14 protein-coding genes are annotated in these 12,272 nt (G+C 42.0%); 10 read left to right on the top strand and 4 right to left on the bottom strand.

Going from position 1 to position 12,272, the window contains the following annotated elements; translation table 11 throughout:
* Positions 1-5 precede the first annotated feature (5 nt).
* The 3 genes from ACESMA_RS00115 to ACESMA_RS00125 are packed head-to-tail and all read left to right on the top strand — an operon-like array spanning position 6 to position 1,465.
* A complete protein-coding gene (locus ACESMA_RS00115) occupies positions 6-443 on the top strand; it encodes an anti-sigma factor family protein (protein ID WP_372946705.1) in 438 nt (145 codons plus the stop codon).
* Between the two features lie 3 nt (positions 444-446).
* Entirely contained in the window at positions 447-974 is a 528-nt protein-coding gene (locus ACESMA_RS00120; RefSeq protein ID WP_372946706.1) for a Spy/CpxP family protein refolding chaperone, read from the top strand.
* Between the two features lie 32 nt (positions 975-1,006).
* A complete protein-coding gene (locus ACESMA_RS00125) occupies positions 1,007-1,465 on the top strand; it encodes a Spy/CpxP family protein refolding chaperone (RefSeq protein WP_372946707.1) in 459 nt (152 codons plus the stop codon).
* A gap of 61 nt (positions 1,466-1,526) precedes the next feature.
* Here ACESMA_RS00125 and ACESMA_RS00130 read toward each other — a convergent pair whose 3' ends face one another.
* Positions 1,527-2,720, bottom strand: coding sequence for an amidohydrolase family protein (locus ACESMA_RS00130; protein ID WP_372946708.1), 1,194 nt, complete (start codon positions 2,718-2,720; stop codon positions 1,527-1,529).
* Complete coding sequence (locus ACESMA_RS00135) at positions 2,720-3,109, bottom strand: DUF4296 domain-containing protein (RefSeq protein ID WP_372946709.1); 390 nt, start codon at positions 3,107-3,109, stop codon at positions 2,720-2,722. The genes ACESMA_RS00130 and ACESMA_RS00135 overlap by 1 nt, the downstream gene beginning before the upstream one ends.
* A 228-nt stretch (positions 3,110-3,337) precedes the next feature.
* Between ACESMA_RS00135 and ACESMA_RS00140 the strand changes: the two genes are divergently transcribed.
* The gene (locus ACESMA_RS00140) at positions 3,338-4,828 is read left to right on the top strand and encodes an ASKHA domain-containing protein (RefSeq protein ID WP_372946710.1); all 1,491 of its coding nucleotides are present in this window, start codon (positions 3,338-3,340) and stop codon (positions 4,826-4,828) included.
* Here the strand turns inward: ACESMA_RS00140 and rlmN are convergent.
* On the bottom strand, positions 4,825-5,847 hold the full coding sequence (rlmN, locus tag ACESMA_RS00145) for a 23S rRNA (adenine(2503)-C(2))-methyltransferase RlmN (RefSeq protein WP_372946711.1): 1,023 nt from the start codon (positions 5,845-5,847) through the stop codon (positions 4,825-4,827). The genes ACESMA_RS00140 and rlmN overlap by 4 nt on opposite strands.
* 174 nt (positions 5,848-6,021) lie before the next feature.
* Here rlmN and ACESMA_RS00150 point away from each other — a divergent pair, with 174 nt between their 5' ends.
* Positions 6,022-6,564: a hypothetical protein gene (locus ACESMA_RS00150; RefSeq protein WP_372946712.1), complete on the top strand. Its 543-nt coding sequence runs from the start codon at positions 6,022-6,024 to the stop codon at positions 6,562-6,564.
* A 98-nt stretch (positions 6,565-6,662) separates the two neighbouring features.
* Entirely contained in the window at positions 6,663-7,214 is a 552-nt protein-coding gene (locus ACESMA_RS00155) for a carboxypeptidase-like regulatory domain-containing protein (RefSeq protein WP_372946713.1), read from the top strand.
* Between the two features lie 60 nt (positions 7,215-7,274).
* Here the strand turns inward: ACESMA_RS00155 and ACESMA_RS00160 are convergent, their stop codons facing one another.
* A complete protein-coding gene (locus ACESMA_RS00160) occupies positions 7,275-8,462 on the bottom strand; it encodes a glycine C-acetyltransferase (protein ID WP_372946714.1) in 1,188 nt (395 codons plus the stop codon).
* A gap of 161 nt (positions 8,463-8,623) precedes the next feature.
* On the opposite strand from ACESMA_RS00160, the gene ACESMA_RS00165 reads away from it, so the two are divergent.
* The 4 genes from ACESMA_RS00165 to ACESMA_RS00180 all read left to right on the top strand — a co-directional run bounded on the left by ACESMA_RS00165 (position 8,624) and on the right by ACESMA_RS00180 (position 12,166).
* Positions 8,624-10,129, top strand: coding sequence for a sulfatase (locus ACESMA_RS00165; RefSeq protein ID WP_372946715.1), 1,506 nt, complete (start codon positions 8,624-8,626; stop codon positions 10,127-10,129).
* 101 nt (positions 10,130-10,230) lie between these two features.
* On the top strand, positions 10,231-10,779 hold the full coding sequence (locus tag ACESMA_RS00170; RefSeq protein WP_372946716.1) for a YceD family protein: 549 nt from the start codon (positions 10,231-10,233) through the stop codon (positions 10,777-10,779).
* A gap of 12 nt (positions 10,780-10,791) precedes the next feature.
* Positions 10,792-10,977: a 50S ribosomal protein L32 gene (gene rpmF, locus ACESMA_RS00175; RefSeq protein WP_372946717.1), complete on the top strand. Its 186-nt coding sequence runs from the start codon at positions 10,792-10,794 to the stop codon at positions 10,975-10,977.
* A gap of 190 nt (positions 10,978-11,167) precedes the next feature.
* Positions 11,168-12,166, top strand: coding sequence for a beta-ketoacyl-ACP synthase III (locus ACESMA_RS00180; RefSeq protein ID WP_372946718.1), 999 nt, complete (start codon positions 11,168-11,170; stop codon positions 12,164-12,166).
* Positions 12,167-12,272: the final 106 nt, after the last annotated feature.

Here is a 12,272-nt window from a genome sequence, read left to right on the forward strand (position 1 = left end):
ATGTGATGAAATGCAAAACGCTACATAAAAAACTGATTTTCTTCCTTGAGGGTGATTTGCCCGAAAATGAAGCAAATGAAATGAAAGCGCATCTTGCTGAATGTGAATCGTGTGCCGCTTTTGCCGAAGACATGCAGAAAACACTGGGAATTATTCAGATTGAAAAATCGCCCGAAGTGAATCCGTTTTTCTATACCCGTTTGAAAGCCCGGATGGAGAATGAGGAAGTTAAAGTAAAACAGCGGGTGGGTTTTCCGGTTTGGGAAAAAGTGTTGCAGCCCGCGTTCTTTTCATTGCTTTTGCTGGCAGGAATTTATACCGGAATAAAAATCGGGCAGCCGGCAACTTCTGAAAAAAACCAAAACATTTTTGCCGAAACTGAACTTGTTCCTTTTTTAAACGAAATGGAAACAGAGCCCCTTGAAACCTTTTTAATGGAGTAAAATATGGCAATAGAAAATAAATACCGCTTGCTTGTTTGGGTGATTATCATTCTGATAGCCACCAACCTCTCCATGGGTTTTTCCTTTCTGTACCACAAGCAGCAGGACAAAAAACTTGCGGAAAAAACAGAGCAGCAAGCCATTGAACTTCCGGCACAGCAGCGCGCCCGGTTTTTCAGGGAACAACTGAACCTGCAACCTGAGCAGATGGATGTTTTCAGGGAGCTAAACCGTAATTATAACCGCTCTGCATGGCAAATCAAACACCGGCTTGAAAGTTTACGTATTGAAATGGTGACTGAGATGGGCAGGAAAAATCCCGACCGAAAAAAACTGAGTAAAATTGCACGGGAAATTGGTGATTTGCACGCACAGATTAAAAATGAAACCATCACCTATTATCTGGGAATGAAAGAGGAATGTAACGACGAACAAAAAGAAAAACTAAATGAAATATTCATTTCGGTTTTACAAAGAAATGAAGATGTTAGGCTGCCCCAACGCGGCGGACGATTCAGAAATAACAGATAGTAATATTTTAGAAACTTTAAAATTCAAAAATCATGAAAACCGGAAAATTTGCATTTGCTTTAATCGCTCTCCTGCTGGGAACCACCACTCTTTTTGCACAGGGACGGGGAAATAACAACCGCCCGTTGCGCAATTCCGACCTTGGTGCCCGCATGAATATTCTGCTGGATTTAACCGAGGATCAGCAGGCTAAAATCGAAGAATTAAGAACTTTGCATTTTGATTCAATGGCTGAACTACGGGTAAAAATGCGCTCAACTTTTGACCCTATTGAAAAAAATGAAATCCGCGGGGAAATGCTGAAAAAAGTAAAGGCCCACCGCAACGAAGTGCAAAGTCTGCTTTCGGAAGACCAACAGAAAAAATACGAGGTGTTGCAGGATGCCGGATTTAACCGTAGCCTTAGATTTGCCTACCGACAAGGAGGCCCGCGCGGACAGGGAAATTTTGGCGGTTGCCGCTATGGTCGAGGAAACCGCGGAGGCTGGTAATTGAAAAGGAAAAGAGAAAATTTGAAACAAAAGCCCTGGGTTTTTTACAAGTCCGGGGCTTTTACATTAACTTTTTTACCTTGCTTTTCTCAGTGAGTTTCAGCCCCTTCAAATCAACTCCGGTAATAAGATTTACACCCGGCTTTTTCCCTGGTTTCAAACTTCCAAATAAGTCTGTTAATCCCAATGCCTGTGCGCCATTCCAACATCCCCACTCTACCAAATCATACAAAGAAATCTTAGGAAAAAATTTCTGAAGTGTAATCATTTCGTTCAAAATCGAAAGCGTTTGGTTCGATGCCAGACTGTCGGTTCCCAAACAAATATTCATTTTTTCATTCTGAAAAAGTAATACCGGAGGAAGGCGGTCTTCGATGTAAAGATTGGCATTGGGACAAAGCACCAGGAAAGTATTCTCCAAATTGCGTTGCTGTTTTAATATCTCAATATCTTCCGATGAAGTAAATGTATTATGCACCAGTAGTAACGGATTTTCCCTCGGAATAAACGACAAGGTAAATTCCAGCGAACTTTTCCCTGTGGGTTCCCAGTGCGAAATATCAAGCGCAAGGGTTTGACTTAAATGTTGAAAAACAGGCCCGGTTCCTTTCAGGAAAAATTCTATTTCAGCCTGGCTTTCCTGGTTATGAACAGTCAAAATGGTGTTTTCGGCCAGCGCTTTTTTCCTGATTTTCCGAAAAAGCAATTCAGAAACGGAATACGGGGAATGCGGAGTAACCGATGCCGGTAAACCCACTTCCCTGAACATTGCTTCCACAAACTCAGCAAACGCAAAAGCCTTTTCCGCCCGCGACGGGTGAAATCCAAATGCCTCAACAAACGTGTGGTAATGCATTTTACTGGTACGCTTGGTTTCGAGCGAGGAATACGAGTTGGAAACATCGCCAACAGCTACTATTCCTGAATTCCACATTTGAAAATTAGCGTGTTTCATAGCTTCTTCCTGATCTTCGGCTTCCGAATTCCGAAATTTGTTGATGGCGCCCAGAAATTCGCCAAGACCTGTTTTTTCAGAAATTTTTCCCTCCAAATGCGAAAGTTCCAGATGACAGTGTGCATTTACAAATCCGGGTACCAGAATTCCGCTGTATTGTTCCAGTCCGGCCTGTTCACGAAGATGGCCACCGGTATCAATCAAATCAACGACTGTACCATCATCTTCACAAATTAAAATGCCATTTTTTAAAGGAGGCTGATTGCCGGGGAATATCCAGGTTGCCGAAATTTTTCTCACTACCGGTTACGCTGAAGTTCAAGTTCCTGTGGTTCAGTAGTTCGGCCTGAATATTCCTGTTCCATCTCGTTCAGTTTATTCATTGCCTGCCGGTACATTTTTTCAAATTTTCGCGGCTGGCTGGCATAAAAAACAAACGATTGTTCAAAAACAGAATCAGCCACCTGATGTTTATCGAGAATAGAGTAGTAGAAGTCAGCCGAGCTGCTTTTCATCACCAGCGAATCGCGATGCCGGCGTGAATTAAAGGTGGCTTCGGCCAAATGAATGTCCACCAGCATATCAATTATTTTTTCTTCCTGAAGTAAAACTTCCGGTTTTTCAACCGTTGGTTTGCTGCAGGAAAAAAAAGCCAGAAATATAAAAAGTATTATAATTTTTGCCTCCATTTTCATGTTGCGCGTTGTAAATGACTGTTCTAAAAACCGCAGCCAAATTAAAAATAGTTTGCAGACCAGGCAACAAACCGGTTGTTAAAAAATCTAATTCAGCGTTTAATAAGAAGAAATTCAGGGAAGAAATTGGAAAAAATAAAAATTAAGGAAGATGACTTGCCGAATTTAGCTAAATTTGGGAAGTTGACTTGCCAAATTAATATTTTACCATTTGGGCCATTCATGTTAAAAAAAGTACAAATTTCACTTCAGCCCCTTGGAAAAAGAATCTCGGTTAACCAGGGCACGCCGTTAATTGATGTGCTGCATGAATACGGTGTGGAGTTTCCTTGTGGCGGTAAAGGAACCTGCGGACGCTGCAAGGTGAAACTTTTACAAGGCAAATTGCAGGCAGATGCTGTTCAGCAGAAAAAACTGAAAAAACTGAATTTGGGGAAAGATTGGCGCCTGGCTTGTTTTTGCAAGGCAGAATCCGACTTTACTATAGAAATTTCACAGTTTGAAGAGATCATTCTGGCCGACAATTCTACATTCAGTTTTTCGCCGGGCGAAGGCTTTGGTATTGCGGTGGATGTTGGAACCACTACCCTGGTGGCCCAGTTGCTCAATTTAAAAACAGGCCATGTGCTGGATGCGGCTACGGCTTTAAACCCACAGGTAAAATTTGGTGGCGACCTTATTTCGCGCATCCAAAGTTGCCTTGATGGAAAACAGGATGAAATGCAAATGCTGATACGCAAAAAAACCGGGGAAATGATTCAGTCCCTACTGGAAAAACATCAGGTGGAAATTTCAAAAGTGGTTCTGGTGGGCAACACAGTCATGCACCATATTTTTTCGGGGTTGAATGTGCAGTCGCTTTCGTTTTACCCTTTTGAATCGCCAGACCTTGGTATGCAGCATTTTTCAGGAGAACAACTAAAATGGAAGTTGCCCCGCGAAACAACAAATCGTTTTTACCCCTCCATTGGCAGTTTTGTGGGCAGCGATATTTTGGCCGGAATTGCCGCCACCAATATGGCTGAAAAGGAAAACTTTTCCATTCTAATTGATTTGGGCACCAACGGTGAAATTGTACTGGGCAACCGAGAAAAAATAATCTGTGCTTCAACGGCAGCAGGGCCGGCGTTCGAGGGAGCAAAAATCAGTCAGGGAATGCGGGCGGTTACGGGCGCCATTTCATCCGTTCAGGTTGAATCCGGGAAAATGAAATGCCATGTAATTGGCAATGTGCCGCCAAAAGGACTTTGTGGCAGCGGTCTTATTGATGCCATGGCCGTATTGCTTCAGCAGGAAAAAATCGGGATGTTTGGTGAAATCAACTCAGGTGAAGACAAAATAAAATTGGCGTCCGGTGTTTTTCTGACCCAAAAAGACATTCGAGAGTTTCAACTGGCCAAAGCCGCCATTGCAGCCGGATTACAAATACTTCTGAATACGTTTAAAATCACCTTCAATGAAGTTGAAAACGTTTTTATTGCCGGCGGTTTCGGGAATTTCCTAAACCTGCGACATGTTATTCAAACCGGATTAATTGAAACTCCAGAAGAAAAAATCATAAAAATGGGAAACACAGCGCTCATTGGCGCCAAAATGTTTTTGTTCGAAAATGATTCATCCATTCAAAAAATTCTGGAAAAAACTTCGCACATCAATCTGGAAGCAAATTCGGATTTTCAGGATATTTATGTGGAAAAGCTGATGCTGACCTAAGCACCGCTCAACTCTTTAGTAGAAAGCAACCCACAAGCTGCGTAAATATCCTGGCCACGCGAAGCACGGATTGTAGTTAAAATTCCCTTTTGGTTGAGTTGTTCCTTAAACCGCTGAATGGTGTCTTCGCCCGGACTTTTCAATGGCGTTCCAGGCACCGGGTGAAACCGGATAAGGTTGATGCGGCATTTCAATCCGCTGAGCAGCCGGGCCAGCTCCTTTACATGACGAGGCGAATCATTCAGTCCTTCAAACAAAATATACTCGAACGACACACGCCGCTGCCGGCCAAAATCCCAGCCTTTAATTTCATTCACCACCTCGTCAACCGGATATGCCACCTGCACCGGCATCAGTTTCTGGCGTTCGTCGTTAAATGGTGTGTGCAAACTTACAGCTAAGTGTGCTTCGCTTTTTTCGAGAAAGGTGAGCATCCCCGGAATGATGCCGATGGTGGAAACCGTAATCCGCCGCGGACTCATGGCAAAACCCCAGTCAGCAGTAAATATTTCAAGGCTTTTCAGCACTTCATCCAGATTGTCGAACGGTTCGCCCATACCCATGTAAACGATGTTGGTAACCTCACCGGCTTCTTCAATGCTTTTTACCTGATTTACAATTTCGCCGGCAGTGAGCTGCCCCTGAAAACCTTGTTTGGCCGTAAAACAAAACAGGCAACCCATTTTGCAGCCTACCTGCGAACTTACACAAACCGTAATGCGGTCGCGTTCGGGTATCATGGCCGTTTCAACAAATTTGTGGCCGGTGGTAGGGAACAAATATTTTTTGGTTCCATCTTTACTTTTCTGTATCCGAGTGGGAGCCACTAATCCAATTTCATACTTTTCAGTAAGTTGTTCTCTGGCGTTTTTAGAAAGGTTGGTCATCTCCTCAATGGTCGAAATCTCTTTTTTATACAACCAGTCGGCCATTTGCCTGGCGGTAAATTTGGGCAAACCAAGTTCTTTTGCCACCAGTTGCAACTCTGTAAGTGTCTTTCCGTAAAGCTTTTCCTTCATCCTGAAAAATTTAAGGCAAAGATAGAGGAAAATCCTCAAATGAATAATCTGCCAAATGGAGGAAGAATACAAAAAAAATATACCGATTATTTCTGAAAATTAAGGAATTAGTTAACCTGCGATTTTGAAAAATCAAAAATTTTAACTATAATGAAACAATTAAAAACAATAAAAATGAAAATAATAAAAAATACATCAGGAATTGCTTTATTCGGATTATTCAAGTCAAATCCGGGAAGTCCTGTTTCGGGAGCCCAAATTTACCTCGAAACTGAACCAGGCAAAAAACTTATTGCTTTTCAGCAAACCGGGGATGCAGGTGGAGCAACTTTTTCTCATCTTGACAAAGGGGTTTACAAAATCTTTTTGGAGATTCCCAAACAAAAAGACAGCCTGCAGGACAAGTCAGAAAGTGCAGCAGCCAATTTTTTGGTTGGTTACCACAGCAAAAAAATGATCCTGCTTTTTCAAAATCCATTAGGAAATTTTTTGGTGAAATTTACTGATGTTGAAAAACTGGCCGAATCAAACATTACACCTATGCACGAAACAGAAGGCACTGAATCAAATGCCCGAATTGCAATTTGCAAAATGGAAGTTAATGGTAATTATGGAAAGTTAGCAATCAAATTATCAGCACTTTCAGAAAAGAAATTTCAAAAACAGGTAAAAAAATACGAACAAGATGCAGAAATGGCTCTTATTTCGACTTTTTAACCTGTTGAATTCTGTAATTTAATTTTAACTGAGCAGAAAAAAATAAGGTTATTTCTGAAAAAAATAGCTGATATTTGAATAAATAAAAAATCATCATCATGAAAACGATACTACTTTCTACAATTTTAAGCGTTTTTGCAATTATTGGATTTCTTTTTACGCCGGGTGAACCTGTACCGGGAGCTGAGGTTTATATCAGGCAGGAAGGAAACAATCAACCGGCTGCTTTTATGCAAACAGGCGATAACGGGAAAGTCACTTTTTCGCACCTCACAAGCGGAGTTTACCGTATTGAGGTTACTCTTCCGCAACAATCAGGCAAACTGATGCGCGGGCGCGATAATATTGATTGTGAACTGCAGGTAGGTTACCACAGCGACAAAAAACAATATTTTTTGCGTGAACCGGAAGGTTTTTTCACATTCAACTATTCCAAAATAAAACGACTGGAAAATAAAAACATCACACCGGTTTACAATCTTTTTTACGATGGAGATGTTAAGGTTGTTGAAATTGGAAAATTTGAAGCAAGCAGCAACAACGCCAGTTTTACGCTTGAGATGAGAGCACAAAAGCCAAAGAAATTTGAAAAAATGGTAGAAAAGGTAAAAAGCGACATTGAAATGGTTACCATTAGAAATGCCAGGTAAATCGTTTAAACGGAAAGCAGAAAAACCAAAAAGGGATTTCACTGCTTTCCATCCGCGGAATTAAATAATATTCAACTCCTTCCCTACTTTTATGAAGGCTTCTATGGCCTGGTCAATTTCTTCTGTGTTATGGGCAGCCGATAGTTGAACACGAATGCGTGCTTTTCCTCGTGGAACCACCGGAAAGCAGAAACCAATCACATACACTCCTTCTTTTAGCAATTCGTCAGCAAACTTTATGGCCAGTGGTTCGTCGTAAATCATAACAGGAACAATGGCCGTATTTCCTTTTACCAGGTCGAAACCGGCTTTTTTCATTTTGTCTCTGAAATACTTGGCATTCTTCATGGTTTTGGATTGCAGTTTGTTCGATTCAGTAAGCATTTCCAAAACTTTCATGGTAGCCCCAACAGTTGCCGGCGCCAGTGTATTCGAAAACAAGTATGGACGTGACCGCTGCCTAAGCATTTCAATAATTTCTTTTCGGCCCGAAGTGCAACCTCCGTTGCCACCACCCAGAGCTTTGCCAAAAGTTGTAGTTATGATGTCAATTTTTCCCAGTAACCCGAAATGCTCTGCCGTGCCGCGTCCGTTTTTTCCGATGTAACCAGTTGCGTGCGAATCGTCAACCATAACCAGAGCATCGTATTTATCAGCCAGTTCCACAATTTTGGGCAGTTTGGCCATATCGCCGTCCATGGAAAAAACACCGTCAGTAACAATCAACCGGTATTTGGCTTCCGATGCTTCTTTCAGGCATTTTTCCAAATCTTTCATATTGGAGTGCTTATAACGAAAGCGTTGTGCTTTGCAAAGGCGAACCCCATCAATAATGGAAGCATGGTTCAATTCGTCGGAAATGATAGCTGAATCTTCGCCCAACAATGGTTCAAAAACCCCGCCGTTGGCATCGAAACAGGCACAGTATAAAATGGTATCTTCGGTACCCAAAAACTCCGAAACTTTTTGTTCCAGCTCTTTATGAATTTCCTGTGTTCCGCAGATAAAACGCACCGACGACAATCCAAACCCCCAGTAGTTCATTACTTCCTGGGCTGCTTTTACCACCTCGGGATGGTTGGCCAGTCCGAGGTAATTGTTGGCACAAAAATTCAATACCGTTTCACCTGTAGATACACGGATTTCAGAATCCTGTGATGAAGAAATAATTCGTTCTGATTTGTATAATCCCTGCTCTTTCAGTTCTTCAAGTGTTTTGAGCAGATTTTGTTTCATTTGGCCGTACATAAATATATATTTTAGTGTTACAAAATAAATAAACAAAATTCAGATAAAGCGTGATAAATTGCAGAAATGATTTGAAGGAAAGTAGTTTTGGTTACTTTTACATCTCAGTTTTTTCTCTGTCAGGAAAAAGTTTTTATAAATGACTGCAACTTATTATTATCATGGAAAATCAAGTCAATAAAAAAAGCAATTTTCTTTTAACAGTAATAATATGTCTTTTTTTTGCAATACCGGAAACAATTGCCCAAAAACCCAACATACTTCTCATTATTTCCGACGACCTGAACACCCGAATCGGACCTTACATGAATATTGACAAACACACGCCACATCTCGACCGGCTGGCCAATGAAGGTGTACAATTTACACGTACCTTTTGCCAGTACCCGATTTGCGGGCCTTCGCGGGCTTCGTTTATGAGCGGGCTTTACCCTGAAACCAATGGCGTTTTAAACAATAACGACCAGCCCGGAAGCTACAAAAAAGAGACACCGGAACTCGCTGAACATCCTTCAATGGCCGGCTTTTTTCGCGAAAACGGCTACTTCACAGCACGGGTTTCAAAAATTTATCACATGGGCGTTCCCGGCGGTATTGAGCGCGGTGAACCCGGTGGCGATGAACCTGACTCGTGGGATTACGCTTATAATGTGATGGCTCCGGAAACTCTTGGGCCAGGGAAACTCGAGCTTCTATCTCCAAAAAATACTCATTACGGTTCCAATTTTGCCCGGATGATCATCCCCGACAAACTGGAAGAAACTCAGGCCGATTACATGGCTGCAACCCAGGCTATTGCCATTCTGGAAAACCGGGCAGGAAAAATCCCGGAGGATGGGACAAACAAACAGCGTATTAAAAAAGACTCTCCGTTTTTCCTGGCTGTAGGGTTTGTCAGGCCACATGTGCCACTAATTGCACCCGAAAATTGTTTTGCTCCTTACCCTGAAAATGAGGTGGTTTTGCCACCGCTTAAAATTGGGGAAAATGTTCCGGAACAGGCATTACGACGGCAAAACGGAAAAGTTTTTGGAATGAATGAACTTCAAAAACGCCAGACCATCAGTGCATACATGGCGAGTGTCCGCTTTATGGATCAACAGGTAGGACGACTGCTCCATGCACTCGACCGGTTAAACCTGAGGGAAGAAACCATTGTCATTTTTTTATCCGACCACGGTTATAATCTGGGCGAACACGACTGCTGGTCGAAAATAAGTCTGTGGGAAGGAAGCGTTCGTGTTCCTCTTATCATCTCAGTACCGGGTTATGAAAGTAATTACGGAACTTCGTGCTCCACCATTACCGAGCTGCTCGACTTGTATCCCACGCTCACCGAATTGTGTGGTTTCGCCGGTAAAGAGCCGGAAATTTTGCAGGGGAAAAGTCTGGCAGGTTACCTTAATGGGGCAAACCCGGATAATACGGATGCTTACGCATATACAGTTTCATATCAGGGGCGTGATGCTACCCTTCGTACCGACCGCTGGAGATATACCCGCTGGGGTGAAAACATTGAACAGGAAAATGAAGAATTGTATGATCACAACAATGATCCGGAGGAACTTGTGAATCTTGCTGACAACAAGGATTATAAAAACGTACTTGATGAAATGAGAATTAAATTTGAATACGCAAAAAGCAAAGCAGCTTCAGGATTGAAATAAACAGAAACCATTTTTCTGTTTCAATTTCCGGAAGTGTCTGTTGGGGTGAAATCCACTATTTTTCTCACTATCTTTCACCTGTTTCCAAAAAATTTATACTTTTGCAACACTTTTTTCGAACCATGGGCTGGAGAGCAAAATACGATGTAGAGTTTAAAGGTCTTAAAAAAGGCCTTCACGAGTTCGAATTTGAGGTTCAGGACACGTTCTTTGAACATTTTGAACAGGGACTGGTTAGCGTTGGCAACATCAAGGTTAAGTTGAAACTTGAAAGAAGAAGTTCATTTTTGAAACTCTTCTTTAAACTTAACGGATGGGTGGAACTCACCTGCGACCGTTGCCTCGAAAACTACCGGCAAAAGATTAAACACAAAAGCGAGCTTTTTGTAAAGTTCGGCGAAAATGATTATGAAGACGACGAAATTATTTGGGTTTTGCCCGAAGAGCACCGGATTAACCTGGCCCAGTTAATTTATGAATACATTGTTTTAAGCATTCCCATAAGGCATGTGCACCCCCAAAAAAAAGGTGTTAGCGGATGCAACATGGAAATGCTTGAAGAACTGAAAAAATACGAACACAAAGAGGAAGAAAAAGTAGAAATAGTCGATCCGCGATGGGCGGCTTTAAAAAATTGGAATAATAATTAAAATTGAAATATCATGGCACATCCAAAGAGCAGAATTTCGAAAACAAGAAGGGACAAAAGGCGTACACATTACAAAGCATCCCTTCCAACACTTGCTACTTGTTCAAACTGCGGGGCAACGGTAAAATACCATCACATTTGTCCTGAATGCGGATACTACAGAGGCAAACAGGTAATTGAAAAAGAAATTGCAGTTTAAAAAAAAGCTGGTCAAATAAAAATGGCCAGCTTTTTTTGACTAATCACCCGGACTTTTCGAACTTAAGAATTGATTGTTCAACAAAAACTTAAGTTTTATTTAACATCCTGTTCCTTTATCCCCAGTTCAATACCTTTTCGTCTTAAATTCATTATACCTTCGCGCCCTGTAAAGCAAAAATTATATTCAAATGGCTAAAATAAGGGCAGCAATTACCGGTGTGGGTGCATACTTGCCGGAATACCGATTGACAAACGAGGAGCTTAGCACCATGGTTGATACTTCAGACGAATGGATTATGCAACGAATTGGAATTAAAGAGCGCCGTATTCTGAAAGAAGAAGGAAAAGCTACCAGCTTTATGGGAGCTGAGGCAGTAAAAGAACTGTTAAAAAAAACCAACACTTCGCCGGACGAGGTGGATTTGCTCATTTGTGCAACCATTACGCCAGACATGCCATTTCCCGCCACAGCAAACATTATCGCACATAAAGCCGAAATACATAATGCCTGGAGTTTCGATTTGAATGCTGCCTGCTCCGGATTTATTTTCGCCCTGGCAACTGCAACCCAATTTATTGAATCGGGCCGGTACCGCAAAGTAATTGTGGTTGGCGCTGATAAAATGTCGGCCATTACCAATTACAAAGACCGTACAACCTGCCCACTTTTTGGCGATGCCGGAACCGCTATTATGCTGGAACCTACCATAGACGAAGTTGGTGTAATGGACTACATTCACCGTGTTGACGGTTTGGGGCGCCATCACCTGCACATGAAAGCAGGCGGTTCATTGCGACCGGCTTCCTGCCAAACAGTTGAAAACGAAGAACACTTTGTTTACCAGGAAGGTCAGACAGTTTTTAAATATGCTGTAACCGGGATGGCCGATGTTGCTGCCGAAATTATGGAACGCCACCAACTCAAATCTGAAGATGTTTCCTGGCTGGTTCCGCACCAGGCCAATATGCGCATTATTGATGCCACAGCCAGAAGGATGGGCGTTAGCAAAGACAAGGTAATGATCAACATCCAGAAATATGGCAACACAACAGCAGCAACCATTCCGTTGTGCCTGTGGGATTACGAAAAAAAGTTAAAAAAAGGTGACAATATTATTCTGGCTGCCTTTGGCGCTGGTTTTACCTGGGGAAGCGTTTACCTGAAATGGGCTTATAACAGTCAATAAAGATTTCCAGCGATTTTAAAATATGCCATTGGTCTTCTTCACTTCTGAACAGATAAATTAACCGCAGGCATTGTTGTACAAGGAATTATTTGTAATTTCATCCGGT

This window comes from Mariniphaga sp., assembly GCF_041687215.1.
In the GTDB taxonomy this organism is placed as follows: Bacteria; Bacteroidota; Bacteroidia; order Bacteroidales; family Prolixibacteraceae; genus Mariniphaga.